The organism is Anaeromyxobacter soli (genome assembly GCF_022808855.1).
Classification (GTDB): domain Bacteria; phylum Myxococcota; class Myxococcia; order Myxococcales; family Anaeromyxobacteraceae; genus Anaeromyxobacter; species Anaeromyxobacter soli.
The window spans coordinates 23,617-49,999 of the sequence record NZ_JAKZLF010000023.1; the positions used below are offsets into that span (position 1 = coordinate 23,617).

Annotated in this window: 23 protein-coding genes and 1 tRNA gene; 5 read left to right on the top strand and 19 right to left on the bottom strand. The window is 73.9% G+C overall.

Features of this window, described 5'->3' with window-relative positions; genetic code table 11:
- Positions 1-177 precede the first annotated feature (177 nt).
- On the top strand, positions 178-1,422 hold the full coding sequence (locus tag MLV88_RS15675) for a trans-sulfuration enzyme family protein (protein ID WP_242340313.1): 1,245 nt from the start codon (positions 178-180) through the stop codon (positions 1,420-1,422).
- Positions 1,423-1,484: 62 nt separating this feature from the next.
- On the opposite strand, the gene MLV88_RS15680 is transcribed toward MLV88_RS15675, so the two are convergent.
- Together MLV88_RS15680 and MLV88_RS15685 are read right to left on the bottom strand one after the other, a co-directional pair.
- Positions 1,485-1,560, bottom strand: a tRNA-Ala gene (locus tag MLV88_RS15680).
- Positions 1,561-1,569: 9 nt separating this feature from the next.
- Entirely contained in the window at positions 1,570-1,848 is a 279-nt protein-coding gene (locus MLV88_RS15685) for a hypothetical protein (protein ID WP_242340312.1), read from the bottom strand.
- 268 nt (positions 1,849-2,116) lie between these two features.
- Here MLV88_RS15685 and MLV88_RS15690 point away from each other — a divergent pair, with 268 nt between their 5' ends.
- Complete coding sequence (locus MLV88_RS15690; RefSeq protein WP_243337935.1) at positions 2,117-3,175, top strand: hypothetical protein; 1,059 nt, start codon at positions 2,117-2,119, stop codon at positions 3,173-3,175.
- 104 nt (positions 3,176-3,279) lie between these two features.
- Here MLV88_RS15690 and MLV88_RS15695 read toward each other — a convergent pair whose 3' ends face one another.
- The 10 genes from MLV88_RS15695 to MLV88_RS15740 form a co-directional block, all read right to left on the bottom strand.
- A complete protein-coding gene (locus MLV88_RS15695; RefSeq protein ID WP_242337490.1) occupies positions 3,280-3,387 on the bottom strand; it encodes an aminopeptidase in 108 nt (35 codons plus the stop codon).
- A 91-nt stretch (positions 3,388-3,478) separates the two neighbouring features.
- Positions 3,479-4,870, bottom strand: coding sequence for a DmpA family aminopeptidase (locus MLV88_RS15700; protein WP_242337492.1), 1,392 nt, complete (start codon positions 4,868-4,870; stop codon positions 3,479-3,481).
- 9 nt (positions 4,871-4,879) lie between these two features.
- Positions 4,880-7,072 (bottom strand): D-alanine--D-alanine ligase family protein, encoded by a 2,193-nt coding sequence (locus MLV88_RS15705; RefSeq protein WP_242337494.1) that lies wholly within the window; start codon positions 7,070-7,072, stop codon positions 4,880-4,882.
- A gap of 90 nt (positions 7,073-7,162) precedes the next feature.
- The gene (locus MLV88_RS15710; protein ID WP_242337496.1) at positions 7,163-7,699 is read right to left on the bottom strand and encodes an RDD family protein; all 537 of its coding nucleotides are present in this window, start codon (positions 7,697-7,699) and stop codon (positions 7,163-7,165) included.
- 4 nt (positions 7,700-7,703) lie between these two features.
- On the bottom strand, positions 7,704-7,916 hold the full coding sequence (locus MLV88_RS15715; RefSeq protein ID WP_242337498.1) for a DUF4177 domain-containing protein: 213 nt from the start codon (positions 7,914-7,916) through the stop codon (positions 7,704-7,706).
- Entirely contained in the window at positions 7,913-8,938 is a 1,026-nt protein-coding gene (hemB, locus tag MLV88_RS15720; protein ID WP_242337500.1) for a porphobilinogen synthase, read from the bottom strand. The genes MLV88_RS15715 and hemB overlap by 4 nt, the downstream gene beginning before the upstream one ends.
- A 54-nt stretch (positions 8,939-8,992) precedes the next feature.
- Entirely contained in the window at positions 8,993-10,336 is a 1,344-nt protein-coding gene (locus MLV88_RS15725) for a DUF1015 domain-containing protein (RefSeq protein WP_242337502.1), read from the bottom strand.
- Positions 10,337-10,417: 81 nt separating this feature from the next.
- On the bottom strand, positions 10,418-11,032 hold the full coding sequence (locus tag MLV88_RS15730; RefSeq protein ID WP_242337504.1) for an L-threonylcarbamoyladenylate synthase: 615 nt from the start codon (positions 11,030-11,032) through the stop codon (positions 10,418-10,420).
- A gap of 33 nt (positions 11,033-11,065) precedes the next feature.
- Positions 11,066-12,472 (bottom strand): sugar transferase, encoded by a 1,407-nt coding sequence (locus tag MLV88_RS15735; RefSeq protein WP_242337507.1) that lies wholly within the window; start codon positions 12,470-12,472, stop codon positions 11,066-11,068.
- Entirely contained in the window at positions 12,472-13,743 is a 1,272-nt protein-coding gene (locus MLV88_RS15740) for a glycosyltransferase family 2 protein (RefSeq protein WP_242361148.1), read from the bottom strand. Before MLV88_RS15740 ends, MLV88_RS15735 begins: the two co-directional genes overlap by 1 nt.
- A 141-nt stretch (positions 13,744-13,884) precedes the next feature.
- Here MLV88_RS15740 and wecB point away from each other — a divergent pair, with 141 nt between their 5' ends.
- From wecB to MLV88_RS15755, 3 genes are all read left to right on the top strand, one after another.
- Positions 13,885-15,027 carry a non-hydrolyzing UDP-N-acetylglucosamine 2-epimerase gene (gene wecB / locus MLV88_RS15745; protein ID WP_242337510.1) on the top strand — a complete coding sequence of 381 codons (1,143 nt, stop codon included), beginning with the start codon at positions 13,885-13,887 and terminating at the stop codon, positions 15,025-15,027.
- Between the two features lie 26 nt (positions 15,028-15,053).
- Complete coding sequence (locus MLV88_RS15750; protein ID WP_242337512.1) at positions 15,054-16,121, top strand: glycosyltransferase family 4 protein; 1,068 nt, start codon at positions 15,054-15,056, stop codon at positions 16,119-16,121.
- Between the two features lie 157 nt (positions 16,122-16,278).
- Complete coding sequence (locus tag MLV88_RS15755) at positions 16,279-18,966, top strand: glycosyltransferase (protein ID WP_243337936.1); 2,688 nt, start codon at positions 16,279-16,281, stop codon at positions 18,964-18,966.
- 14 nt (positions 18,967-18,980) lie between these two features.
- Here MLV88_RS15755 and MLV88_RS15760 read toward each other — a convergent pair whose 3' ends face one another.
- The 7 genes from MLV88_RS15760 to MLV88_RS15790 all read right to left on the bottom strand — a co-directional run bounded on the left by MLV88_RS15760 (position 18,981) and on the right by MLV88_RS15790 (position 26,383).
- Complete coding sequence (locus MLV88_RS15760; protein ID WP_243337938.1) at positions 18,981-19,994, bottom strand: methyltransferase domain-containing protein; 1,014 nt, start codon at positions 19,992-19,994, stop codon at positions 18,981-18,983.
- A complete protein-coding gene (locus tag MLV88_RS15765) occupies positions 19,991-21,211 on the bottom strand; it encodes a glycosyltransferase (protein ID WP_242337517.1) in 1,221 nt (406 codons plus the stop codon). The genes MLV88_RS15760 and MLV88_RS15765 overlap by 4 nt, the downstream gene beginning before the upstream one ends.
- Before the next feature lie 7 nt (positions 21,212-21,218).
- Positions 21,219-21,983, bottom strand: a complete 765-nt coding sequence (locus MLV88_RS15770) for an ABC transporter ATP-binding protein (RefSeq protein WP_243337940.1) — start codon at positions 21,981-21,983, stop codon at positions 21,219-21,221.
- A 2-nt stretch (positions 21,984-21,985) separates the two neighbouring features.
- Positions 21,986-22,780, bottom strand: a complete 795-nt coding sequence (locus tag MLV88_RS15775) for an ABC transporter permease (RefSeq protein ID WP_242337521.1) — start codon at positions 22,778-22,780, stop codon at positions 21,986-21,988.
- Positions 22,777-24,042 (bottom strand): O-antigen ligase family protein, encoded by a 1,266-nt coding sequence (locus tag MLV88_RS15780; RefSeq protein ID WP_243337943.1) that lies wholly within the window; start codon positions 24,040-24,042, stop codon positions 22,777-22,779. Before MLV88_RS15780 ends, MLV88_RS15775 begins: the two co-directional genes overlap by 4 nt.
- Before the next feature lie 149 nt (positions 24,043-24,191).
- A complete protein-coding gene (locus MLV88_RS15785) occupies positions 24,192-25,274 on the bottom strand; it encodes an LptF/LptG family permease (RefSeq protein ID WP_242337525.1) in 1,083 nt (360 codons plus the stop codon).
- Entirely contained in the window at positions 25,271-26,383 is a 1,113-nt protein-coding gene (locus tag MLV88_RS15790; RefSeq protein ID WP_242337527.1) for an LptF/LptG family permease, read from the bottom strand. Before MLV88_RS15790 ends, MLV88_RS15785 begins: the two co-directional genes overlap by 4 nt.

The following is a 26,383-nucleotide window of genomic DNA, read 5'->3' on the forward strand; positions in this document are numbered from 1 at the left end:
GTGGGAAGGGCCGGCACCGGCTCGGCCAGAGCCGCCTTTCCGGCACGCCTGCGCCCGCCAGGGACGAGCCCGCGGGAGCGAGGTCGCTCGACCACGCGTGCGCCTCCACGGCCCGTAACGGGGCTCTAACGCGGCGGGGCAGCCCATCGGAGGATGCCCGCCCGGGAGAACCCGACCATGCCCGCACGCCGCTCGCCGTCGCCGCAGACGCTGATCTTCGAGAAGGGCTACGAGCCGCAGCGCTCCGAGGGCGCCGCGGTGCCGCCGCTCTTCCGCACCTCGACGTTCATCTTCAAGAAGGCGGTCGAGGGCAAGCGAGCCTTCGAGCTCGCCTACGGCCTGCGCCAGCGGGAGCAGGGCGAGAGCCCGGCGCTCATCTACACGCGGGTCAACAACCCCAACAGCGAGATCCTCGAGGACCGGGTCACGGCGTGGGACGGCGCCGAGTCGGCCGCGCTCTTCTCCTCGGGGATGGGAGCCATCTCCTCGACCTGCCTCACGCTGCTCCGCCCCGGAGACACCCTCCTCTTCTCCGACCCGATCTACGGCGGCACGGAGTACCTCTTCCGCAAGCTGCTCCCGGAGTTCGGCATCCGGACCGTGCCGTTCCCGGCCGGCGCGACCGAGGCCGAGCTGGCGGCGGTGGCGGAGTCTCACCCGAGCACCCGGGTCATCTACCTCGAGTCGCCCGCCAACCCGACCATGGAGCTCTGCGACGTGCCCGCGGCGCGGCGCGTGGCGGACCGCTGCTCCACGGGCGGACGGAAGGTGAAGGTGCTCATCGACAACACGTTCCTCGGGCCGATCTTCTCGCAGCCGCTCGGGCTGGGCGCCGACGTGGTGCTCTACTCGGCCACCAAGTTCTTCGGCGGCCACTCGGATCTCGTGGCCGGCCTGGCCATGGGGAGCGCCGACGTCATCAACGCCGTGCGGGCCACGCGGACCATCATGGGATCGATGTCCGATCCGGACACCGCCTGGCTCATCACCCGCTCGCTCGGCACGCTCCAGCTGCGCATGGAGCAGCAGCAGGCCAACACCCGACGGCTGGTGGAGCTGCTGCGGGGCCACGCCCAGGTGAAGCGGGTCTACTACCCGGGCCTCGAGGAGATGGGCGCGCGCCAGGTGGCGCTCTGGAAGCAGCAGTGCAGCGGCGCCGGCAGCGTGGTCAGCTTCGACGTCCACGGCGGCGAGGCCGAGGCCTACCGCGTGCTCGACGCCGTCCGGCACATGCGACTGGCGGTGAGCCTCGGAGGGATCGAGACGCTCATCGAGCATCCCTGGTCGATGACGCACGCCGACATGACGCCGGAGCAGAAGCTCCAGGCCGGCTTCGGCCCCGCCATGATCCGCCTCTCGGTGGGGCTGGAGGATCCGGCCGACCTCGTGGACGACCTCGCGCAAGCGCTCGAGCTGGCCTGAGCGACGCGGAAAAAGCGACGGGCCGTCAGGATGTCCTGACGGCCCGTCTCACTTCAGGGAGTTGGTGGACCCGACCGGGATCGAACCGGTGACCTTCTGAATGCCATTCAGACGCGCTCCCAGCTGCGCCACGGGCCCAAAGGTCTTCTATTTTCGTCGCGGGAACTCGGCCTCGAGCTCCGCGATCTCCTTCTCCTGCCCCGCGAGCTTCTCCTCGAGGAGTCGCACCGCGTCCAGGAACACCGTGAGCTCGCCGGGGACCTCCGCCCGACCCATCCGGACGAGCACCGCGAAGCGCTCGCCGAGCTCCCGAGAGGCCTGGTCCAGCGCTCGACGGGTAGCGGAGCGATCCAGCTTCCGCTTCCCGATCTGCGAGCGGAGGACGACCCGATCTCGCAGCGTCTCGAAGAACCTGACCGGCTGCACCTCTCGCCCCCCGCGGCCCTGGTGACCGCGAGGGAGCGCAGTCATTAGCGCGACGGCGCGGGCGGCGTCAAGGACGTCTTGACGCGTGACGCGCGGAGCCCTCCCGAGGCGGTGCGGGCGCCGGATTCACGCCGTGCCGCGGCAGCGTCACCTCGCGTCCGCGCGGCCCGGCGCGACCCTCCAGAACACGTCGATCCGCGGGCCCCCGGCGAGCGCTGCTCCGCCTCCCCGTGGCACCCCCGTTGCTACCCTGGGAGGCGAGGTGCCCATGCGCTCCCTCATCGCAGTGCTCGTCGCCGGACTGCTCTCCGCGCCCGCCCCCTCGAGGGCAGACGACCCGGCGCCCCCCCGCGCACGCCCTGCCCCGAGCCGCGCCGCCCCGGCGCGCGGCGCGGCCCAGCCCCGCCCCGCGCCCCCGCGGGCCGGCCAGCCTCGCGTCGGGCCCTCCGGCGCGCCCACCCGGGCGACCCAGTCCCCGTACTACGGCACCCGGCCCGCACCCCCGCGCGGCAGCGCCGCGGTCCGCCCCGCGCCGCCGCCCACCGGCACGGTGCCGCCGAGCCACCGCCCGGCGCCGGGGCCGTATTCTCCTCGCTACCCCTACTCCCCCTACTACCCATACTATCCGTCCTATCCATACTACCCGTACCCGGCGTACGCCCTCGGGATCGCGCCGTTCTGGTGGGGGCTCGGCTGGGGGTGGGGCTACTACCCCATGTACCGGCCCTACGTGCCCTATCCGCCGGAGGCCTATCTCCCACCGCCCGAGGGGAGCCCGGACCGCACGACGACGCTCCTGTCGCTCCAGGCGGCCGGCCACACGCGAGGCGGCGCCGGCGTGCTCGACCTCGTCATCGAGGGGCGTCACCTCGGGTTCCACGCCAGCATCGGCGCCGTGGGCCGCGACCGCCTGCGCGGCGCGATGACCAACGACGCGGCCACGCTGGGGTGGGGCACGATGCACGCAACCTGGTCGTTCCTGTCCGCGCCCTCCTACCGGATGCGGCTCGAGGTCGGCGCGTCGATGCTGTCGATGCCCGACTCGGGCGGGCTCGTCGGCGAGCCGTACGCGGGGACGATCGCGTTCGGGCCGGACGTGGGGGTGTCCGGCCACCTCGGCCTCGTCGGGCCGTTCGGCGTCGAGGGTCACGCCCGCGTGACGCCGACCCCGGTTCCCGTCACCGACGCCCGGCTCGCGGCGGCGTTCCGGGGCGGTCCGCTGGCGCTCACGCTCGGCTGGCGGGCGATCGACGTCTCGGGCGATCGGAAGGACGGCCCGCAGCTCCACTTCTCGGGGCCGGAGCTCGGGCTGGCGCTGCGGTTCTGATCGGGCGGACGGCCCGGACCGGGCAGGGAGCCGGAAAGCGCGACGGCGGGCACGGCCCGGAGGCCGCCCCGCCGCTCGTGAAGCGAGCGCCGTCGCGCGGCGCGCTACTTCTTCGCCTGGCCCTTGGAGGCCTTCTGGCGACGCTTGCGGGCCTTCCACTTCCGGCGCCGCTCGCTCTTCATCCGCATGTGCTTGCTCTTCGAGTTGGCCATGGGGCCTCCGTGGGTCGGGTCGTGTCGACCGATGGGGAAAAGTCGTCCCGGCGACGGTGTATCGCACGCCGGGGCCGGGCGCGCCAGAGCGTCAGCGGTCCGGCGTCTCGCCGCCGTCCGGGCGAGGGGCGCCCTCCCCCGTCGCTGCGCCCTCCGCCTTGGCCTCCTGCGAGTCGCTGCGCGCGTCCGCCCGCTCGATCCTCGCCGGCGGCGGCGCGCCCGCAGGCCGCGTCGGCCGCGGCATGCCCTCGGCGCCCCGAGCCGCGCTCGGCTTCGCGACGGCGGCGGGGATCCTCGGCGCCGCGCCCGGCTCTGGCTGCGGCCGGCGGCCAGCCGGAGCGGGCTCGGCGCCGTGACGCGACGTCCAGTGCTGCACGAGCTCCTTCACGTCGGCGAGCGGCAGCGCCCGGGAGACGTGGCCGTTCGCGCCGTCCATGTCGCGCGCCATGCAGAGGGAGTTGAGGATCGCCTCCTCGGTCGCCTCGATCACGGCCTCGTAGAGCGGATCGAGCCGCTGGTCGAGGAGGATCTTCACCCGGTAGACCATCTTGCGCGACTCGCGCGGCACCTTGTTGGCCGTCGAGAACGCGAGGACGATCTCGCCCGAGCCGTGCATCGCGGTCGAGCCGACGCGGCCGATGCCGAGCGCGGCCCGCTTGGCGAGCCGGTTGAGCTGGTGGGTGATGAGCGGCGCGTCCGTCGCGATCACCGCGATGATGGAGCCGTAGTTCTGGCTCCGGCGCGGGGCCGAGCGGTACCGCGCCTCGAGCACCTCGCCGACCGGGAGCCCGCCCACGCGGAGCTGCCGCATCACGCCGAAGTTCGACATGACGAGCACGCCCACGGTGTAGCCGCCGAGCACCTCCGGGAGCTTGCGGCTCGCGGTGCCGATCCCCGCCTTGAAGTCGCAGGTGATCATCCCCGTCCCGCCGCCCACGCTCCCCTCCGCGACCGGCCCGTCGCTCGCGGTCCGGAGCGCCTCGGTCACGTGCTCCTCGTGCACGTGCCGGCCGGCGATGTCGTTCAGCCAGGAGTCGTCGCACTCGCCGACGAGCGGGATGATGACGTCGTGCTCGTGCCCGATGCCCGGGAACCGGTCGATCATCCACTTCACGGCGGCGTCCGAGACCGCGCCGACGGAGAGCGTGTTGGTGAGGAAGATCGGCGTCTCGATGAGGCCCCACTCGAGGAGCTGGGTCATCCCCGAGACCTCGCCCGCCCCGTTCAGGATGAAGCCGCCGCCGACGACGCGCTCCTCGAACACGTTCGCCGGGTTCGGGAGGATCGCGGTGACGCCGGTGCGCACCGGCGCCTTCCCCACCTTGAGCGGCCCCGCGGCCCCGCGGATGATCGTCGCGTGGCCGACCTTCACGCCCGCGACGTCGGTGATCGCGTTCCAGCGCCCGGTCTTGTAGCGCCCGAGCGGGATCCCCAGCTCCCGCGCGCGGCGGCGCGGCTCGTTCGTCGGGCGGTCGTCGGGCATCGCCCGCGATTATACGGGCGGCGCGCCCTCGCCGGGCGTCCCGGAAGGCTTCTCCGAGCCGTTCGACCCGTTGGCGGCGCCCGCGACCGCCTGCGCGTGCGCGCCCCGCTCCGCCACGGCGCGCTCCGCGAGGGCCTCGCGCTCGGCCGCCGCCTGCGCCCGCCGGGCCCGCTCCCGCTCTCGCTCCCGCTCCTGGTAGCGCCGGATCGCGAACGCGAGGATCTCGCCGATGAGCCCGCGGTAGTCGATCCCGGCGGCCTGCGAGATGAGCACGAGGTCCGACCACCCGGGCGCGAGCCCCGGCAGCGGGTTGCACTCGATGAAGTAGATCCGGCCCTCCGCGTCCATGCGGAAGTCCACCCGCGCGATGTCGCGGCAGCCGAGCGCGGTGAAGCACTCGCGCGCAGCCTTCTCGAGCCGGTCGAGCTCGCGCGGCGCGAGCTTCGCGGGGACCTCGTAGCGGATGTGCTCGTTCCAGTCCTGCTTCATCTCGAACGAGTAGATGGGCGTGGGATCGCTCGCGTCGAGGAAGACGATCTCCATGGGCGGCAGCACGCGCGGGCGGCGCTCGCCGAGGAGCCCCACCGTGAACTCGCGCCCGGCGACGTACGCCTCGACGAGCGCCGGCTGGCGGTACTTCGCGATGAGCTCGCGCGCGACCTCGCGCAGCTCGACCTCGTCGCGCACGATGGACTTCTTCGTGACGCCCTTCGAGGTCCCCTCCGCGACGGGCTTCACGAGGAGCGGGAACGAGAGCTCGCGCGGGAGCCGCTCCTTCCCGGTGTGCATCACCACGTAGTCGGGCGTGAGCACCCCGTGCGTCCGGACCATGCGCTTCGCGAGCGCCTTGTCGAGCGAGACCGAGAGCGCGGCGGGATCCGACCCCGTGTACGGGATGTCGAGGAGCTCGAGGAGCGCCGGGACCGCCGACTCGCGGTTCCGGCCCCGGAACCCCTCGGCGATGTTGAACACGACGTCCACCGGCGTCGCCGCGAGGACGAAGGGCAGCTCGGTCGTCGCCTCGAGATCGACCACCTCGTGGCCGTAGCTCGCGATGGCCTCGCGGATCGCCTGGAGCGTCTTCGGGGAGTCGTACTCGGCCTCCTCGTCCCCCTCGCCCGACGGGTCCGGCGTGAGCCGCTTCACGTTGAAGGTGAAGCCGACCTTGAGCCGCTCGGTGCGCCTCGGGCGGCCGCGCCGTCCGCGCGGCTCGGCGATGTTGAAGCGGCGCGTCGCGCTCTGGATGACCGCGCCGAGCACGGCGTCGTCGTGGAGCCCCTCGAGCGCGGCGGAGGCGTAGATGCCCGCCCCGGGCTCGAGGGAGGGCAGCGCGTTGATCTCCAGGAAGTAGATCCCGCCGTCGTCGCCGAGGCGCAGGTCGATCCGGCCGAGATCGCGGATCCCGAGCTGGCGGTAGACGGTCTCGCAGAGCTGCTGGATCCGCTCGGCCTGGCTCCGCTTCACCTTCGCCGGCGCGCGCACGGACACGTACCGGTCGAGCTTGGTCTTGAGCTCGTAGTCGTAGATGGCGTACCGGCGGGAGGCGGTGGCCGCCTCGTCGATGACGTACTCGACCGGCTGCAGCACGCCGTGCCGCTCCGGCGCGGCCGCCTCGAGGAACGGCACCGTCACGTCCCGCCCGACGATGAACTCCTCCACGAGGAGCCCCGCGGGGTAGCGCCGGAGGGACTCGCGCACCACCTCGTGGAGCCGCAGGGCGTCCTCGACCACCGAGTCCTGCGTGATGCCCTTCGAGCTGCCCTCGAAGTTGGGCTTCACGATGACGGGGTAGCGCAGGGCGTTGGGCTGGAGCTTCTGCGCGTCCTCGAGGTACTGCCAGCGCGGCGTCGTGACCCCGTGCTGGGCGAGCACGAGCTTCGTGAGCTGCTTGTCGAGCGTGAGCGCGAGGGCGTAGGCGTCGGAGCCGGTGTACGGCATCCCGAGCTCGTCGAAGAGCGCCGGGAAGAACGCCTCGCGGAAGCGGCCGCGCCGCCCCTCGGCGGTGTTGAAGATGAGGTCCGGCCCGAACGCCTCGAGGCGCGCGACGGTGCGCGACGCCGGCCCGGAGACCTCGATCCGCTCGACGCGGTGGCCGAGGCGCTCGATGGCGGCCGCCAGGGCGTCGACGGTCTCGCGGGTGTCGAACTCGGCCTCCTCCTCGGAGTCGGAGAGTCGAAGGTTGTGCGTGAGCGCGATGCGCATCGTGGGCCGGCTCCTGGAAGGAACTAACGGGGGCTGCGCCTCCGCCGCGGCGGGCTCGCCTCGCTCGCTGGCGGTTCGCGGGTCATGCTCCTAGGCGGCCGACCGGGCCGCGCCGCCGCGCGTCGCGCTCGCGGAGGGCGGCGGCGCCGGCGTGGCGGCGAGGTCGGGCGCCACGGCCGCGTCCTTCGCCAGCACCTTCCCGTCGACCACCTGCGTGTCGGCGAAGATGTCGCCGATCCGGACGCCGAGCCGGTCCGTGTAGATCATGTACGCCTCGAAGGCGACGATCGGCACGCCGGCGACGAACAGCACGGGCCAGAGCAGCGGCACCGCGTAGAAGATGGCGACGAGCGCGAACGGCGCGTTGCGCAGCATGGACTCGCGGTAGCCGGCCGGCGCCCGGCGCGGCACCACGACCGTGCGCACGCCGAAGATCTTCTTGCCGATGGACTGCCCGGAGAGCAGGCCGTCGGCGACGAGCAGGTAGAGCGCGGCGAGGAGCGGCCCCACCTGCGGCGACGCCTGGGCGAGGACGAGCGCGAGGGTGAAGTCGGCGAGCCGCGCGAGCGCGCGGAGCGACAGGTCCGCCTTGGGGTACGGGCTGCCCTCTCGCCTCGCGTCGCGCATCTCGCTACGCGCTCCCCCGCACGAAGAACAGGTAGGCCATCGCCGGGCGGTGCGACCCCTCGCGCATGACGAAGTGCACCGACTCCAAGGCGAAGCCCTCCGCGGTCCAGCGGTTCAGCGCCCCCTCCAGGCTCTCCTCGCCGACGGGCGAGACCTCGACGACCTTGTACGAGGCCGCCCCGCCGGGCTCGTCGGGCTGGGACGCTCCGCGGGTCACCCGCGCTTCCCGGTGAGGAGGTGCGCGGCCTCCTTCGCGTAGTAGGTGAGGATGAGGTCGGCGCCGGCGCGGCGGCAGCAGAGCAGGGTCTCGAGCACGACCCGCGCCTCGTCGATCCAGCCGCGCTCGGCGGCGGCCTTGATCATCGCGTACTCGCCGGACACGTGGTACGCGGCGACCGGCAGCTCGAAGCGATCGCGGATGAGCCGCACGATGTCGAGGTACGGCACCGCGGGCTTCACCATCACCATGTCGGCGCCCTCGGCGACGTCGAGCGCCACCTCGCGGAGCGCCTCCCGCCAGTTGCCGGGGTCCATCTGGTAGCCCTTGCGATCCTTGGGGATGCCCGGCCCCTCGCGCGGCGCGCTCTCCGCGGCGTCGCGGAACGGGCCGTAGAACGCGCCGGCGAACTTCGCGGCGTAGGAGAGGACGGGCACGTCTCCGTACCCCTCGGCGTCGAGCGCCGCCCGGATCGCGGCGACGCGGCCGTCCATCATGTCCGACGGGGCGACGATGTCGGCGCCGGCGCGGGCGTGCGCGACCGCCTCCTTGGCGAGGAGCGGCAGGGTCGCGTCGTTGTCGACCGAGAGATCCTGCCCGGGGCCGCCGGCCTTCGGCGCCTTGAGGATGCCGCAGTGGCCGTGGTCCGTGTACTCGCACATGCACACGTCGGTCATCACGACGAGCCCGGGGACCTTTGCCTTGAGCGCGCGGATCGCCTGCGGGACGACGCCGTTCTCGTCGTAGGCCCCGCTGCCGATCTCGTCCTTGTGCTCGGGGATCCCGAACAGGATCACGGAGCGGACGCCCGCCTCGTACCCGGCCTGCGCCTCCGCGACGAGCTCGTCGACCGACAGCTGGAAGACGCCCGGCATCGACTTCACCGGGTTCCGCACGCGCTTGCCGGGGAGCACGAACAGCGGCCAGACGAGGTCGTCGGGCGCGAGGTGCGTCTCGCGGACGAGGCTGCGCAGCGCCTCGTTGCGGCGCAGGCGGCGGGGGCGGTCCTGGGGGAAGGGCATGACGGTTTTCTATCGCAGACTGCGGGTTTGGACAAAGAAGCGCGGCCTCGCCGGCTAGGGCCGCTCCCGGGGGTTCACCTGGCGCATCACGAGGCCGCTCTGGAGGCGCGGGTAGAAGAGCGTGCTCTTCTGCGGCATCGTCTCGCCCGCGTCGCCGATCGCCTCGACCTGCCACATCGGCGTGGGGTTCAGGAGGAACCCGAGCTGATGCTCGCCGGAGAGGACCCGGTTCACCGCCTCGCCCGCGTCGCGGACGTAGGTGAGGTTCTCCTGGTTCTCCTGCGCCCGCGGCGAGAGGCCGAGCAGGTGCTGGAAGACGATCGAGTGCAGCACCGTCACGTCGAGCGCCCGCAGCATCTGGTTCGCGGGCAGCTCCGCGTCGGAGAGGTCCACGTCGTCGCGCAGCGTGACCACGCGCGCCTTCTGGTCCTCGGCGGAGAGGAGGATGAAGGTGCTCGCCTTGCCCCCGTGCTCGGCGAGCTTGGAGATGGCCCAGGCGCGGCCCGCCGGGCGGCGGATGTCCTCGGGGAGCGTCTCCACCGTGAAGTAGCGCTCGAGCCGCTCGACGAAGCGCGGGAGGGAGAGGTCCTTCAGGCCGAACAGGAGCCGGTGCGTGGGGAACAGGAACAGGCCCGGGTCGTTCATCGGGCACAGGAACATGAGGATGTAGTGGTGCCCGCCGTCCGCGGGGAGGCCGGGGTTCGCCTCCTCGAGCTGGCGCTGGTACACGAGCGCCGTCTCGTAGCGGTGGTGCCCGTCGGCGATGAAGACGCGCTGCCGCGCGACGAGCTCGGTGAGCGCGGACACGAGCGCCGGGTCCTCGGTCCGCCACATGCGGTGGTGCACGCCGTCGTCGGAGTCGGTGTCCGCCACCGGCTCCGCCGCGGTCGCCGCGTCGAGCGTCCGCGCCGTGACCTGCGCCTCGTCCCGGTACAGGCCGAAGATGGGCGAGAGGTTCGCGCCCACGTGCCTCAGGATCTCGAGCCGGTCCGCCTTGGGCGCGACGAGCGTCTTCTCGTGCGGGACGATGATGCCCTCGCGGAACTCGTGCAGCCGCACGGCGGCCATGAAGCCGCGCCGCTTGAGGCGCCGCCCATCCGGCGACCAGAAGCTCTGCTCCAGCGGGTAGAGCGCCGGGGTGGGGTCGCGGCGCAGCACGCCCTCGGCGAGCCAGCGGCGGAAGTACTCCGCGGCGCGCGTGTAGCGGTTCTGCGCCGGCCCGTCGCCGGGGCGCTCCTCGCCGAGGGTGATGTGGACCACGTTCTCGGTGCTGCGCCGGAGCAGCTCGTCGCGCTGCTCCTGCGAGATGAGGTCGTAGGGCGGCGCGATGAGCTGTGCGAGCGCGCGGCCCTTCGAGGCGGCGTATCGGATTCCGTGAAACGGGGCGATCTCCGCCATGGGGGTGGGACGCTAGATCAGCGCCCCGCGGGGTGCAAGGCGCCCGAGGTGACCGCGCGCATCCGGAGCAGCCCCCTTGCGTCAGTCGGCCGCGGCGCGCACGGCGTCGAATGGGATGGCGCCCTCGCGCAGGAGGCGGACGCTGTCCCCCTCCACCTCCACGATCGTGCTCGGCAGCCCGCCCGGCGTGCGCCCGCCGTCGAGGACGTGGTCGATGCGCGAGAGGAGGTCCGCCGAGAGGTCTCCGGCGTCGGTCGGCGGCGCCTCGCCGGAGAGGTTCGCAGACGTCGACACGATGGCCCCGCCCGCCCGCCGGGCGAGGGCCCGCGCGACCTCGCTGCCGGGGACGCGGATGGCGACGGTCCCGGCGCCGGCCGTGACCGCGGGGTCGAGCCCCGGGAGCGCGGGGAGCACCAGCGTGAGCGGCCCGGGCCAGAAGCGCGCGGCGAGGCGGGCCGCGATGCCCGTGAGCCCGGCGACCGCCTCCACCTGGCCGACGTCCGCCGCGAGGAGCGGCAGGGGCTTGCCCTCCGGGCGGAGCTTCGCGCGGGCGAGCCTGCCGAGCGCGGCCTCGTCGCGGGCGAGCGCGCCGAGCCCGTAGAACGTCTCGGTGGGATAGGCCACGAGGCCGCCGCGCCGGAGCACGTCCGCGGCGGCGGTGACGCGAGCGTCGAGATCGGCGGGGAGCGGCGGCACGGCCTCGAAGGATAGTCGGGCCGGAGCGGCGCGTCAGCGCGCCCCGCGCCGGAGCAGGACGGCCGGGATCGTCTGGGCGACGATGCGCAGGTCCCGCCACAGCGACCAGCCGTCGATGTAGGCGAGGTCGAGCTCCATCCAGCGATCGAACTCGAGATCGGAGCGGCCCGAGATCTGCCAGGTGCAGGTGATCCCGGGCTTCATCGAGAGGCGCCGGCGCTGCCAGCGCTCGTAGCGGCGCACCTCCTCCGGGAGGGGCGGGCGCGGGCCGACGACGCTCATCTCGCCGCAGAGCACGTTCCAGAGCTGCGGGAGCTCGTCGAGCGAGGCCCGGCGGATGAAGCGGCCGACCGCCGTCACGCGCGGATCGTCGCGCATCTTGAAGACCGGCCCGTCCGCCTCGTTGTGCTGGCGCAGGGCGTGGAGCTCGTCCTCTGCGCCGACCCGCATCGAGCGGAGCTTGTACAGGGTGAACTCGCGGCCGTTGAGGCCGACGCGCCGCTGCCGGAACAGCACCGGGCCCGGGGAGTCGAGCCGCACGGCGAGCGCGACGAGCGCGAGGACGGGCGAGAGGACGAGGAGGCCGAGGGCGCTCAGGACGACGTCGAAGGCACGCTTCGCGAGGAGCGGCAGCACCTCCTGGGGACCGGACGCGAGGGAGAGGAGCGGGATCCCGTCGAGCTCCTCGATCTCGAGCTGCGCGTCGATCGCCGGGAAGAGGTCGAGGGCGATCTTCACCGGAACCCCCTGCTCCTCGCACAGCGCGATGGCCTCCTCGACGTCCCGGAGCCGATCGCGCCCCACCGCGACCACGACCAGATCCAGCACGTGCAGGTCGAGGATCTTCCCCATGTCCTCGATCGCGCCCAGCACCTGGGCCCCTCGACGAACCGCTCCGTCCGGCTCGACGATGTACCCGCAGAACCTGAGCCCCCACTCCCGCCGCGTCCCGAGCCGACGCGCCATCGCCACCGCGAGCGGCCCGCTGCCGACCACCGCGAACGCGCGGGTGTTCCGGCCCCGCCGGCGGACGGCGCGCGCGGTGGTCCGGAGCACCACCCGGCTCGCGGCGAAGAGCGCGAGCGCCGTCGCGAGCCAGATCCCGAAGAGCAGGCGCGAGAGCTGGTGGTCGTGCGCGATGAACGTCCCGGTGCCGAGGAGGAGCGCGAGGGTGACCGTGGCGCGGCCGAGGCGCAGCACCTCGACCCCGAGCGAGCGCGTCCTGTACGCGGCGTACACGTGGGAGGCCCCCGCGGCGGGGCTCCACAGGAGCAGCGCGGCCGCGACCCACGCCAGGTAGCGGTCGGGCGCGTAGAGATCCGGGAGGGTGCCGGGCAGCGCGCTGCGCACCCAGTACGCGAGGCCGAAGGCGAGCACCAGGAGCCCGAGATCGAGCCCCCGAAGCCCGGCAGCGACCGCTCGCGCGCGCTGCTTCAGCATCAGGCCACCCGCTCCGAGCCGGGTGGCTTTCCCCCGGGCGCGGGGCGGCGCTCCGCGAGCCGCGCCTCGAGCGGGATGCTGCGCGTGTGCTGCGTCGAGACCCAGTCGCGCTTCCCGATGCGCAAGAGCCCGCGCACGAGGATGGGCAGCCAGGTGGAGTTGAAGATCGCCGTGTACGCGTAGCGCACGAACGCGCGCGCCGGCATCCCCTCGGCGCGCATCGCCGCCATGGGGAACACCGCGTAGCACGCGAGGAGCGCGCCCCAGGCGGGGAGCGGAACGGAGAACGCCGCCGCGAGCGCCGAGCCCCGGAGCGCGGCCACCCCGTGCACCGCCGCGACGCCGGCCGCGAGCACCGCCACCGCGGAGCGCGAGGGCTGCACGCACGCGATGGCGCCGTCGAGCGCCGCCTGATCGCCGTGGCGGAGCGCCCGCGCGAGGAGCGGGAGGAGGTGCCGCCGCGCGACGTCCCAGCGGCCCTGCATCCAGCGCGTCCGCTGCGCGTTCGACGCCCTCATCGTGAGCGGCTTCTCGTCGAACGTGACGGCGTCGTGCGCCCACTCCACGCGGATGCCCTCGCGGAGGAGCCGCATCTGCAGCTCCGCGTCGTCCGTCACGCAGGCGGGATCCGGCGGGAAGGCGTGCAGCGTGGACGTCCGGATGCAGTAGCCCGTCCCGCCGAGCGCCGCGGACATGCCGAGGTTCTCGCGCGAGAGCTGGAAGAGGCGCGACGACACCGAGTAGCCGGTGGAGATCGCCTTCGTCACCCAGCTGTCGTCCGGGTTCTTCGTGTCGAGGTAGCCCTGCACGACGTGCGCGCCCGCGGCGAGCCGCGCGTTCATGACCGTGAGGAAGTTGGGGGACATGACGTTGTCGGCGTCGAACACGCAGATCGCGTCGGGGGTCCAGCGCGACGCGACGCGCTCGAGCGCCCACCGGAGGGCGTGACCCTTCCCCGTGCTCCCGGGCTCGTCGCGCTCGAGCACCTCGTCCGCGCCCGCGGTCCGCGCGCGCGCCGCGGTGTCGTCGCTACAGTTGTCGGCGACGACCACGACGCGGAACATGCGGCGGGGATAGTCGAGCTGCGTGAGCGCGCGGACCGCGTCGCCGATCACCGCCGCCTCGTCGTGCGCCGGGACGACGACGACGAAGCGGTGCAGCGGCTCGACGGCGGCGCTCTTCCGGCGCGGGAGGAAGCCACACAGCGCGACCGCAAAAGTGTAGACGCCCAGCACGAGCAGTCCCCACTCGAGCGCGTGCAGCAGGATCATCGTAAGTCTCCCTGGGGCGCCGCCCCGCGCTCACGCGGCCGGGCGCTCATCGCGACCGCCGGCGAGTGTGATCGAGAGCTGCCTCCACCGTCCCCAGGTCTTTATATCCACACGTCGCTACTCTTGGTAACGTTTGGCGAAATGCGCATCCTGATCGTCTTCGGAACCCGTCCCGAGGCGGTGAAGCTCGCTCCCCTCGTACACGATCTCCGGCAACGCCCCGGGGCCCACGTGGAGGTATGCCTCACGGGGCAACATCGGGAGATGGTTACCCAGGTGGTCTCCTTCTTCGGGGTTGACGTCGATCACGACCTCGAGATCATGCGCACGAACCAGACGCTGTCGGACGTGGCCGCCCGGACTCTCACGGGGGTGGATCGGCTGCTCGAGTCGCGCCGCCCGGACTGGGTGGTCGTCCAGGGCGACACGACCACGTGCTTCGCGACGGCGCTCGCCGCCTTTCACCGCAAGGTCCGGGTCGCACACGTCGAGGCGGGGCTGCGCAGCGGCGACCGCTGGGCGCCGTACCCCGAGGAGATGAACCGCGTGCTCACCGCGCGGCTCGCCGACCTGCACCTCGCGCCGACGGCGCGCGCGAAGGCGAGCCTCCTCGCGGAGGGGATCCCGGAGGACCGCATCCGGGTGGTCGGCAACACCGGGATCGACGCGCTCCTCCTCGCGATCGAGACCCTCCGTGAAAAGGGGCTCGACGAGATGTACGCGGCGCGGTTCCCGCTGCGCGCGGAGCGCCCCCTCGTGCTCGTCACCGGCCATCGGCGCGAGAGCTTCGGGCGACCGTTCGAGGAGCTGTGCGAGGCCATCCGGGACGTGGCGAGCGCGAACGACGTCGAGATCCTCTACCCGGTGCACCTCAACCCCAACGTCCGGGAACCGGTCTTCCGCATCCTCTCCGGGCTGCCGAACGTGCACCTCGTCGAGCCGGTCGAGTACCCGGCGCTCGTGTGGCTCGCGCGCCGGAGCCGCTTCATCCTGACGGACTCCGGCGGGATCCAGGAGGAGGCCTCCGCGCTCGGGAAGCCGGTGCTCGTCATGCGTGACGTCACGGAGCGGCAGGAGAGCGTCGAGGCCGGCGTGTCGCGGCTCGTCGGGACGAGCCGCGAGGTGATCCGCGAGGCCTGCACCTCCCTGCTCCGGGACGGCGCCGCCTACGCCCGGATGGCGCGCCGGGTCGATCTCTACGGCGACGGGCGCGCGAGCGCGCGGATCGGCGACGCGCTCGGGCTCTCGCCGTCGGGCGTTCCGGCCGAGTGGGCGGCGGCCTGAAGACGGCGATCCGCGAGCGAGCGCCCGTGCGCGTAGGCATCGACTTCACCTGGCTCCGCCCCGACCGCCTCGCCGGCCCCGAGCGCCACGCGATCGGCCTCGCCCGCGCGCTCGCGGCGCTGGCGCCGGGAGAGCTCGTCCTCTTCACCCGGCCGGACCCGCCGCCGAGCATCGCCGAGCTCGAGGTCGAGCAGCGCGCCGCGCCGCTCCGCACGCGCGTCGCGCTCGACCAGGCGTGGCTCCCGCTCGCCGCCGCCGGCGCGCGCGTGGACCTGCTCCACTCGCCAGGCTCCCCCACCCCGCTCCTCTGGCGCGGGCGCTCCGCCGTCACCGTCCACGACGCGACGCCGTGGCTCGAGCCCGACGCCCTGCCCGCCGAGCAGCGCTGGTACGCGCGGCCGCTGTACCCGCAGGCGCTCGCGCGCGCCGCCGCGGTGTTCACGCCGTCGGAGGCGGCGCGGGAGGAGCTCGTGCGCGCGACGGGGGTCCCGCGCGAGCGCGTGCACGTCACGCCGAACGGCGTCGACCCGGTCTTCTTCGAGGCGCGCGCGCCGGAAGGCCCCCGCGCGCCCTACCTGCTCGCGGTCGGCACCCTCGAGCCGCGCAAGAACCTGCCGGTCCTGCTCGACGTGCTCCGGCTCCTGCGCCGCGAGGGGCGCGACCTGCGCCTCGTCATCGCGGGGCGGCGCGGGCTCACCCAGTCGCTGCCGCTCGGCGATCTCGCCCCGCACGTGCAGCTCGCGGGGACGGTCCCGGACGACGAGCTGCCCGCGCTGTACGCGGGCGCCGCCTGCTTCGTCATGCCCTCGGTGCGGGAGGGGTTCGGGTTGCCCCTCGCGGAGGCGATGGCGGCCGGGACGCCCGCGGTCGCGAGCGACATCCCCGCGCTCCGCGAGGTCGGCGGCGAGACGGTGCGCTACGCCGCCCCGTCCGACCCCGAGGCCTTCGCCGCGGCGATCCGGACGGCCCTCGACGACCGCGAGGGCTCGCGGCTGCGCGCCGCGGCCGCGCGCGGGCGCGCGCGGCGGTTCCGCTGGGAGGACACGGCGCGGCTGACGCTGGAGGTGTACCGGAGGGTGACGGGGCGGCGGTGACTTGCCCGCGGAGCAGGTGCACGGGCGCCGAGCGACGCCGCCCCGACGTCCTCCCTATCAAGGGTCCCAAGGGATCGGGCACTCGTGGCAAAGTGCCCGCAGCATGAGCTCGACCGTGACCTCCCCCCCGCCACCAGGCCGTCGCGAGGAGCAGAGCGTGTCGCACGACGCCGAGCAGGCCTCGGCCATGGACCCCGGCGGCATCGAGAAGGAGCTCGCCGAGGCTCGGCTCGCGCTCGCCCGCGAGCGCGCCCGCACCTCCCGGCTCCGCGAGGACCTGGAGCGCACCGGGGAGCGGCTTCGCCGCACGGAGGCGGAGCTCGAGGGGATCCGGACCAGCACGGCCTGGCGCGCGGCGCGGGTCTACTACCGCGTCCGGGACGGGTTCTGGCCGCTGCGGGTGGCGCACGGCCTGGCCCGGAAGGCGAAGGCCCGCCTCGGCGGGATGCGAGCGGTCGGGGCGGCGGCGCGCTCGCTCCTGCCGGACGGCGGGGGACAGGTCGTCGGGCTCACCCTGGGGCGCCGCGGACGGGTGAGCGTGGTGCTCCCCGTCTACAACCAGGCGTCGATGCTCGCGGAGTCCATCGAGAGCGTCCTCGCCCAGACGTACCGCGATCTCGAGCTCATCGTGGTCAACGACGGGTCGACCGACGGCGTCGAGCCCATCCTCGAGCGCTTCGCGGACGACCCGCGCGTCGTCGTCGTGACCCAGCCGAACCAGAAGCTCCCGTCCGCCCTCAACAACGGGTTCGACTTCGCCACCGGCGAGTTCTACACCTGGACCTCGGCGGACAACGTGATGCTCCCGCGCCAGCTCGAGGTGCTCGTGGGGTACCTCCGCGCGCATCCGGAGCAGGCGATGGTCTTCTCCGATTACCAGGCCATCGACGATCGCGGCCGCCCGCTCGACGATCCGCTCTTCCGGCCGCAGAACCAGGACCCGCACGACCGCAGCCGGATGCGCCTGCCGCGCGAGGTCACGGTGGAGAACCTCCACCGGAGCGGCGACAACTTCATCGGTGCGAGCTTCCTCTACCGGCGCGACGCGGCCCGCGTGGTGGGCGCCTACGCCGAGGACACGTTCGGCGGCGAGGACTACGACTACTGGCTGCGGATCCACGCGCTGTTCGGGATCGGCCACGTGGAGGAGGTCCTCTACCGGTACCGCGTCCACGAGAACACGCTGAACGCGCGCGCCCGCGAGCTTCGCATCGCGGAGAGCGTGCACCGCCTGCTCGACCGGCACGGCGAGCGGCTGGCCGCGCTGGCCTCGAGCCCCGCCTGGCTCCAGCTGGGCGTCGAGATCCCGGGCGCGCGGAGCGTGGCGGCGGGGGCGACGCCGGACGTCGTCGCGTACGCCCTGTCGCGCGCAGGCGATCCCGCCGTGCGCGAGCGCGAGGACTCCGACGACGCGCTGCGGGTGTGCGTGGTCGACCTCCCGCTCGACCAGGTGGACGAGGCCGCGGCGAGGCGCGCCGAGCTGCTCTTCGCCGCCGACCCCCTGGTCGCGGCGCACCTCGATCGCGAGCTGCCCGGCGGCGTGTTCCTCCTCGATCCCCGGCGCGAGCCGGAGCTCGCCCGCCGCATCGCGCAGCTGCGCCTCTTCGAGAAGCGCTGCGCGCGCGCGCCTCGCCAGCCGCCGGCGCGGGTCCTCCCCGTGCGCGAGCCGCTGCGCGTCGGCTTCCAGGTCGACGGGATGGACCGCGGCGGCCTCGAGCAGATCGTCTCCGACCTCGTCCGCAACCTCGATCGCTCGCGTGTCCGTCCGACCGTCCTCGTGCACGCGACGGAGTGCGGCCTCACCGGCCGGGCGCTGCAGAAGGACGGCGTGGACGTGGTGGTCACGGGCGGCGTCGAGGGACGGCTGATCGCGGCGGCGCAGGAGCGTCAGCTCCAGGTGGTGAACCTGCACCACAGCGTCGCCGGGCTGACCGGTTATCGCGGCCTGGGTCTCTCGACCGTGTACACCGTGCACTCGAGCTACGTGTGGCTGGACCCGCAGGCGCGGAGCGCTCGTGCCGAGCGCCTGCGCGACGTGGATCTCCACCTCGCCGTGTCGCCGCAGGTGGGGCGCTTCTTCGAGGCGACCTTCGGGGTGGATCCGCGGCGCGTGCGGATCGTGCCGAACGGGCTCGACCCGCGCGCGCTCGAGGGCGCGTCCCGGGGCTCACGCGAGGAGCTCGGCCTTTCCGAGGGCGACTTCGTGTTCCTGCAGGTGGGGTCCTTCACGCCCAACAAGCTCCAGCGGACCACCGTCGAGGCGCTCGCGAGGGTCTCCGTCGATGTGCCGCGCGCGCGGCTCGTGCTCGTCGGCAATCCGCTGGACGCGCGCTACGCCCGCGAGGTCGACGAGGCCGTCCGCGCCGGCGGGCTCTCGGACCGGGTGCGCATCCTGCCCTGGGGCAGCCGCGACGCGATCGCGGGCCTCATCCGCGCCGCCGACTGCTTCGTGCTCCCGTCGCTCGTGGAGGGGTGGAGCATCGCGGTCATGGAGGCCATGTACTTCGGGCTCCCGCTGGTCGTCTCCGACGTGGGTTCGGCGCGGGAGGTGATCCACGAAGGCGACATCGGGATCGTGATCCCGTGCCCCTACGAGCGGCTGTCGGAGCTGACGCTCGAGCAGCTCGTCGCGCTCGGGGAGCGTCCCCCGGAGGAGTACGTCGAGGTGCTCGCCGCGGCGATGCGCGAGGTGGCGCTCCACCCGGACGCGTGGCGTGCCCGCGGCGCGCGCGGCCGCGAGAAGGTCATGGGGCCCTTCCACGTCCGCGCCATGGCCGACGCCTACGCGGGCGCCTACGTCGACGCGTACCGCTGGCTGCGGAAGACCGGGACGCGCCGGGCCTGAGCCCGGCGCGCGGCTCACTCCTGCGATGCCGCCACCGCGGCGCGGAGCGACGCCGCCCCGTCCGCGAGGGAATCCCACCCGCGCAGCCGCGCGTGCGCCGCCTCGACCCGGCCCGTGGTCCCGTCCCACGCGGCGACCGCGGCCGTGACGGGGTGCTCCCGCAAGGTCGCCACGGCACGCGCGAGCACGTACGAGCGGCGCGCCCGATCGGCCTCGAGGCGCTGCGCGCAATGGGCGGCCTCCGCGCGCAGCGACGCGAGCCGGGCGCGCGCGCCTTCGCCCTCGGCAGCGAGCGCATCGCGCTCGGCGCGGAGCGCGTCACGCTCCTGCGTCAGCGCGTGGCGGGCTTCCGCGAGGGCCGCCGCCCGCGCCACGCCCGCCGCGAGCGCGGGCTCGAGCCTCAGCGGTATCCCCTCGGCGCCCCGCCGGGCGTAGGTCGCGAGCGCCTGATCGCCCGCCCACCACGACCCTTCGACCCCCGCGCAGTGCGCGACGCGGAGATCGACGAGCTCGAAGCCGCCGACCTCCAGGGGGAAGCTCTCGAGCTCGAACGTGTAGGCGTGCTCCTCGATCCGCTCCCGCTCCTCGAACGGCACGAGCAGGAGGACGTAGCGGCCCACCCTGGGCAGGAGCGACGCGAGCACGCCCCACGGCGCGGCGAAGTGCTCGAGCGTGTTCGACGTGAAGAGCACGTCGTACTCCCGATCGAGACCCGCGCGCGACACGGCGAAGGAGACCCCGGCGTGCCGCCCGCTCGCGCGCTCCACCGCCGCGGGCGAGACGTCGAGGCCGGTGACGGGCGTCCCCCACGCGGCCGCGAGCGCGGCGGCGCCCTCGCCCTCCCCGCAGCCCCAGTCGCACACGCTCGCCCGGCGCGCGCGGAGGTCGTCCGCCACCGCCGGGGGCACGAGCGAGAGCGCCAGCTCCGCGAAGAAGCGGGACTGCGCCGGCCCGCCGCGCGCCCCCCAGTCTCCGCTCGCGAACCGCGCCTCCCAGTAGTCCGGCGAATTCACCGCTGGCCCCGTCATGCGCGCCTCCTCTCCGCCGGCGCCGTGGCTCCCGCGTCGAGCGCGGCGAGCACCCGATCCACGCGCTCTCCCCAGGTGTTCTGCTGCACCTCGCGGGAGAGGAGCGCCTGATACGCGGCGTCTCCCCGCCTGCCGACGGCCGCCCGCACCGCGGAGAGGAACTCCGCGGGCGTCGCGGCGGTGGTGACGGACCGGTACTTGCGGCACTCGTCCATCGGCGTCGTGACGATCGGAGCGCCGGCGGCCATGTACTCGAACAGCTTCACGGGCGAGGTGGAGCGCGTCACCTCGCTCACCTCGAACGGGATGATCGCGACGTCGAAGCGCCGCGAGTAGCGGGCGAGCTCGCCGTACGGGCGCTCGCCGAGCACGTGCACGTTCGGGCGCGATGCGATGCGTGCCGCGGAGCCGTCGTGATCCGGGCCGATGACGACGAAGCTCAGCTCCGCGCCGTCCTGCGTCACGCGGTTCAGCAGCTCGAAGTCGAGCCAGCGGGCGAGCGCGCCGTAGTAACCGACGATCGGGCGACCCAGGGCGACGATCCGCGCGAGGTCCTCGGGGGGCGCCTCGCCCTCCCTCCCGCGGAAGTCCGGAGCGTGCACGCCGTTCGGCGCGAGCACCGCGTCCGGTCGCGCTGCGCGGATGGCCGCGTGGAGCCGGTCGGCGCTCGCGACGACCACGTCGGCCCTGCGCACCAGCGCGTCGTGGTCCGCGTGCATGCGCCGGCAGTGCATGCTGAAGACCTCGAGCTCGTCGATGTACTCGTACACGACGCGCGGCTCGCGGAACGCGCGCAACCACGCCTCGTTCACGGTCCAGTTGAGCCACAGGATCGGCCGCGCGAGGTGCGCGACGAGCCGCGGATCCGCGCAGAGGAAGACGTTCGGCTCGACCTCGCGCAGCCCCTCGACCGCGTCCGCCGCGGGGTTGCAGGTGCAGAACACGCCGACGTAGCCGCGGCGGCCGAGCTCGCGCAGGAGCTGGTGCGGGCGCTGGTGGAGGTATCCCCAGTTGATCGTCGGGAGGTACACCACCACCCCGCGCGCCTCCGCGATCCGGGCGTCGAGCGCGGCGAGGGCGGCGGCGTGGCGCGCACGCAGCAGCGGCGCGGGCAGGCGCGCGCGGAGCGCGATGGCGCCCTTCTTCGCGGCGTACACGGCCTCCGGACCGCCGAGCGAGATCGCGGCGCGGACGGCGCGGCGGAGACCGACGCCCATCGCGCCCTCACCCCGCCCGCGTCGTCGCGTGCGGGACGAACCCCTGGAGCTCCCGGTAGCGCGCGATGGCGGGCGCCGGCGCGCCGTCGAACTCGACGCGGCCATGGTGCAGCACGATCACCCGCTCGCAGAGCTCCGCGACCGTCTCCATCGCGTGCGAGACGTAGAAGATGGTGCACCCGGATCCCTTGAGCTCGCGGATGCGGTCCATGCACTTGGCCTGGAAGCGCTCGTCGCCCACCGCGAGCACCTCGTCGATGATCAGGATCTCCGGCTCGACGTCCACCGCGATGGCGAACCCGAGCCGGGCGTACATACCGGAGCTGTAGTTCTTCACCGGCATGTCGATGAACTCGCCGAGCTCGCTGAACTCGACGATGCGGTCGAACTTCCGCTCCATCTCCTTGCGCGTGTGTCCCATGAGCGCGCCGTTCAGGAAGATGTTGTCGCGGCCGGTGAGCTCCGGATCGAAGCCTGCCGCGAGCTCGATCATGGGCGAGACGCGCCCCTCGACCTGCACCCGCCCCTCGGAGGCGCGGAGGACGCCCGCCGCGATCTTGAGGAGCGTGCTCTTGCCGGAGCCGTTGTGGCCGACGAGTCCGACCGACTCGCCGGGGCCGACGTGGAACGAGACGCCGCGGAGCGCCCAGAACTCGTCGGCGGTGCGCAGGTGCCGGAAGCGGCCGAGGACCGCCTCCTTCAGCGTGGTCACCCGCTCCCGGTACATCCGGAAGCGCATGCCGACGTTCTCGAAGGTGAGGGATCCGGGCATGTTCAGAAGTTGTGGATGTGGCGGTCCTCGGACCGCACGAAGAAGGCGCCGCCCGCGAGGAGCGAGACCGCGGCCGCGAGCGTCGCGAGCCCGACGAGCCCGGCGGGCGGGATCCGCCCCTCGTAGATGGTCACCTGGAACATCCGCACGATGGGCGCGGCCGGGTTGAGCGCCAGGGCCATGCGCAGCGCGGGGTGGAGGTTCTCGAGGAACGACACCGGGTAGATGACCGGCGTCACGTAGAACCAGATCTGGAAGAGCACGTCGATGAGGTGCCGGACGTCGCGGAAGAACACCGAGAGCGAGCTGAAGAGCAGCGCGAGCCCCGTCGTGAACGCTGCCGCGAGCAGGAACGCGAGCGGGACGAAGAGCCAGGACACGCCGGGCGGGCGGCCGAGCGCGATCGCCAGGATCGCCAGGGCGGGCAGCGAGAGGACCGCGTCCGTGAGCTTCGAGCCGACCGCGGCGAGCGGGTAGACCGCCTGCGGGACCGCCACCTTGCGGATGAGGCTCTGGTTGCCGAGGAGCGACATCGACGCGGAGACCGAGCCGACCGAGATGAGCGTCCAGGGCAGGAGGCCGGCGAGGAGGAACACCGGGTACCCCTCGATGCCGATCCGCATGATGGTCGAGAACACGAGCGTGTAGACGACCATCTGCAGGAGCGGGTTGAGGAGCGTCCACAGCATCCCCAGGGTGCTGCGCTTGTAGCGGACCTTGAGGTCGCGCGCGACGAGCAGCGCGAGCAGCTCCCGGTAGCGGAGCACCGCCTGGACCGATCCCACGAGCGCCATCATGCCTGCGATTCCCCTGCCTTGCCGTTCGACGCGCCCGGCCGCGGCCGCGCGAGCACCGCCGCGATCCCGATCGCGCAGCCGAACGCGAGCGCCGGCTCGGACGTCCAGAACACGTCGTGCACGGCGGAGTTCACGAGCAGCGCCGCGATCACCGCGAGCCCGCCCACGGCGCCGGCCCGGCCGAGCGCGTCCGCGCCGCGGCGCCACCGCGCGAACGCCACGGCGAGGAGCGCGAACCAGGCCACGACGGCGCCGCCGAGCAGCGGCCCGCCCTCGGCGACGGCCGAGAGGAGCGCGTCGTGACACCAGGCCTGCACGCCGAACTGCGGATCGCGACGCTCCCAGTAGGGCGCCGACCAGCGCGGCAGCGCGCCGTAGCCCACCCCGGTGAGCGGGTGGTCCCGGATGACGTCCGCGCACACGGCCCAGATCGTCTCGCGCCCGTTGCCGCCCCCCGTCGCGCGGGTCTCCTCCAGCCAGTGCCAGGCGGCGGGCAGGAGCGGGCTCACGGCGAGCGCCCCGGCGGCCGCGGTCGCGAGCGCGATCCGGCGAGTCCGGCGCGTCATGGCAGCAGCCGCGACGATCGCGGCGGCGACGGCGAGCCCGGCCCACGCGGAGCGCGCGCCCGTCAGGAACACCGCGGCGCCCGAGGCGACCGCGGCGAAGGCGAGGAACGCGCGAGCCCTCCGGGGAAGCGGCGCCCGCGCCGCGAGCGTCCCGGCGAGCACCGCGACCGGCGTGAGCGCGTGGGCGAGCCGCGTGTACCAGCTGAAGAACCCCACGACCGCGAAGCGCTCCGGCGCGCCCGGGGCGAACACCTGGCGGTACGCCGGAGGCAGGGACGTGCCGCGGAGCCCCAGCGCGTGCATCGGGTCGATCCCCGTGCGCACCTGGACCCAGGCGAAGAGGGCTGGCACGAGGGCGGCGGCGCTCCACACGGAGAGCACGAGGAGCGCCCGCCGCCGAGGCGCCTCGGGATCGTCGCCGGCCCCCGCCTCGAGCGCGAGGGCGACCACGAGCGGCGCGAGCAGGTAGCGCCAGTGGAACGCGGCGGAGGGCGAGCCCGGCGGCAGGCCCGCCGACCATGCGAGCGCGACCGACCCGGCCGCGCTCGCGGCGAGCACCAGCACGGGGACGGCGACGCGCGCGACGGGGGGCCGATCGCCGAGCACCCACAGCCCGGCCACGGCGACCGCGGCGACGGCGAGCCCGATCTGCATGCCCGCGATGGAGATGGGGAGGAACGCCGCGTGGACGGTCACGCCGGCGATGGCGGCGCGCGCGAGCAGGGAGCGCGCAAGCCCCCCATGCCGAGCCTCATCGCTCGGGCCGACGACCGCCTCCCCAGCACGCATGCCGCCCAACACTAATACACAACCGTCCGGAGCGCCTCCTGGCGTCGCCCCTCGGGTCACCGCGCCCGCCGCACCGCGACCGCGCCCACCACGAGGAACACGACGTTCGGCGCCCAGGCCGCGAGCCACGGCGCGACGTGCCCCGAGAGCCCCATCGCCCAGGTGACGCCCTGCGCTCCCCAGAACAGGAGCGACACCCCGACCGACTCGACGAGCGCCGCCGCGATGTGGCCCTTGCGGTTGCGGCGCAGCGCGAGCGCGAGCGCGAGCATCGCGCCGGGCGCGCCGGCGAACGGGTACGCGAGCCGGTTGTAGCGCTCGAGCTGGAACTCGGCGACCGGCAGGCCCAGCCGGCGGCGGATCGCGATCTGGGAGAGCAGCGTCTTCCAGCGCATCTGCGTGGGCCGCCCGGGGACCACCGCGAAGGCGTCGGGCGGCTCGGGGAACTCGTACCGGCGCGAGGCGGCCCGGTCGAGCCGCACGCTCCCGTCCGGCTGGAACGTCCGGTCCTCGACGTCCTCGAGCAGCCAGCCGCCCCCCTCGGGCCGCATCTTGTCGGCGTCGATCCGGCGCACCAGCCGGAAGGCGTCCGAGACCTCCATCACCGTCACGCGGGCGAACCCGCCGTCGGGCAGCGTCCCGCGGAGGTGGTACACCCGCCGTCCGTCCTTGCCGCGGAACCAGCGCTTCGGCTCGCGCGCCGCCTCGAAGCGGCGCCGGTCGCCGCCCCGCCCGAAGCGGAGCGCCTGGATCTCCTCGGCGCGCTCCGCGGCCTCCACGCCCCACAGGTCGTGGACGACGAGGAGCGCTCCGCCGGAGAGGATCGTCACCGCGATGACGGGCACGGCGAGCCGCCACGGTCCGAGCCCCACCGCGCGCATTGCGGTGTACTCGCGGGTCCGGCGGAACGTCGAGACCGCGATGGCCGCGCCCAGGATCATCGCCGCCGGCGCGACCTGCCGCACGACCACGGCGGCCTTGTACACGTAGAGCTCGAGCACCGCCCCGACCCAGCCCGGCCCGGTGAACGCGGCGGCGTTGTCGACGAAGTCGACCGCCAGGAAGATCGCGACGACGCCCGCGAGCGCGCCCAGGAACGCGGCGAGCGTCCGGCGCGCGACGTACCGGAACAGGATCACCGCACCGCCCCCGTGCCGCGGTGGACCTGGATCGCGATGAGCGCGAGCGCGAGGGCGGACAGGACCAGGGTCGGCAGCTCGAGCGCGAGCGCGGCCGGGAGCGCGCCGCGCTGCGCCATCACCTCGCCGGCGCGCAGGAGCAGGTAGTGGGCGACCACCACGAGGAAGGTCGACCCCACCCCGAACGCGCGGCCCGCCCGCCGGGAGGCGCCGAGCGGGACGGCGAGCAGCGCGAACGGGATCACCGCCAGGGCCGAGGCGATCCGCCGGTGCAGCGTCCCCTCCGCGCGCCGCGCGCCGACGACGTCTCCCTTGGCGCGCGCCTCCGCGGCGCGCGCGCGCAGCTCGGCCACGCCCTCGCGGCCGGTGCGGGACACGGCGTTGCGATCCGAGAGCGCGGTCCCGAGCCCGAGGACGACCTCGGCCCGCCGGAAGGTGGCGAGCACGTACTCGTCCGAGTCCACCTGCTCGCGGTGGACCTCGCCGTCGTCCAGGACGAGCCGCATCTCCTCCCCCGCGCCGACCGGCTCGAGCCGGCCGCCGTGGGCGAGCGCCAGCACCGGCGCGGAGGGATCGGAGCGGTCGCTGATGAGGACGTTCTCCCAGCGCCCCCCGTGGACCCGCTGCGCGTAGAGCGTGTACCCCGGGATCTGGTCGTAGAACGTGCCCGGGCGGACGTCGTTCATGACGTTGTGCTTCACGATCTCGTTGAGCCGCGTGCGGGCCGCGTCGAGGCTCGCCGGCACCGCCTCGAGCGACAGCCAGAGCCCCACGCCCGCGACGGCGACGCCGAGCGCGAGCGGGACGGGCACGAGGAACGCCGGCGAGAACCCCGCCGCGCCGAGCGCCACCACCTCGCGGTCCTCGGCGAGCCGCCCCACCCCGAGCACGGCGCCGAGCAGGAACGCGATCGGCAGGACGTACCCGAGGAAATACGGCAGGAGGAAGACGATCACCGCGCCCACGTCCACGAGCGACACGCCCGAGCCGAAGAGCACGTCGGCCTGCGCGAGGAGCTGCGTCGCGAGCAAAATCTGGGTGAGGAACAGGAGGCCCGCCGCGAAGGGGAGCAGGATCTCCTTGGCGAGGTACCGGTGGAGGAGCCGCAA

What these genes read in the sequence shown, in the direction of transcription:
- MLV88_RS15760 (WP_243337938.1), bottom strand. Translation starts at nt 19,994, where the DNA reads ATGACGGGGCCAGCGGTGAATTCGCCGGACTACTGGGAGGCGCGGTTC.
- MLV88_RS15705 (WP_242337494.1), bottom strand. Translation starts at nt 7,072, where the DNA reads ATGCGCATCGCGCTCACGCACAACCTTCGACTCTCCGACTCCGAGGAG.
- MLV88_RS15700 (WP_242337492.1), bottom strand. Translation starts at nt 4,870, where the DNA reads ATGCCCGACGACCGCCCGACGAACGAGCCGCGCCGCCGCGCGCGGGAG.
- MLV88_RS15775 (WP_242337521.1), bottom strand. Translation starts at nt 22,780, where the DNA reads ATGATGGCGCTCGTGGGATCGGTCCAGGCGGTGCTCCGCTACCGGGAG.
- hemB (WP_242337500.1), bottom strand. Translation starts at nt 8,938, where the DNA reads ATGCCCTTCCCCCAGGACCGCCCCCGCCGCCTGCGCCGCAACGAGGCG.
- MLV88_RS15725 (WP_242337502.1), bottom strand. Translation starts at nt 10,336, where the DNA reads ATGGCGGAGATCGCCCCGTTTCACGGAATCCGATACGCCGCCTCGAAG.
- MLV88_RS15770 (WP_243337940.1), bottom strand. Translation starts at nt 21,983, where the DNA reads ATGCCCGGATCCCTCACCTTCGAGAACGTCGGCATGCGCTTCCGGATG.
- MLV88_RS15740 (WP_242361148.1), bottom strand. Translation starts at nt 13,743, where the DNA reads ATGATCCTGCTGCACGCGCTCGAGTGGGGACTGCTCGTGCTGGGCGTC.
- MLV88_RS15765 (WP_242337517.1), bottom strand. Translation starts at nt 21,211, where the DNA reads ATGGGCGTCGGTCTCCGCCGCGCCGTCCGCGCCGCGATCTCGCTCGGC.
- wecB (WP_242337510.1), top strand. Translation starts at nt 13,885, where the DNA reads ATGCGCATCCTGATCGTCTTCGGAACCCGTCCCGAGGCGGTGAAGCTC.
- MLV88_RS15690 (WP_243337935.1), top strand. Translation starts at nt 2,117, where the DNA reads ATGCGCTCCCTCATCGCAGTGCTCGTCGCCGGACTGCTCTCCGCGCCC.
- MLV88_RS15710 (WP_242337496.1), bottom strand. Translation starts at nt 7,699, where the DNA reads ATGCGCGACGCGAGGCGAGAGGGCAGCCCGTACCCCAAGGCGGACCTG.
- MLV88_RS15735 (WP_242337507.1), bottom strand. Translation starts at nt 12,472, where the DNA reads ATGCTGAAGCAGCGCGCGCGAGCGGTCGCTGCCGGGCTTCGGGGGCTC.
- MLV88_RS15695 (WP_242337490.1), bottom strand. Translation starts at nt 3,387, where the DNA reads ATGGCCAACTCGAAGAGCAAGCACATGCGGATGAAGAGCGAGCGGCGC.
- MLV88_RS15675 (WP_242340313.1), top strand. Translation starts at nt 178, where the DNA reads ATGCCCGCACGCCGCTCGCCGTCGCCGCAGACGCTGATCTTCGAGAAG.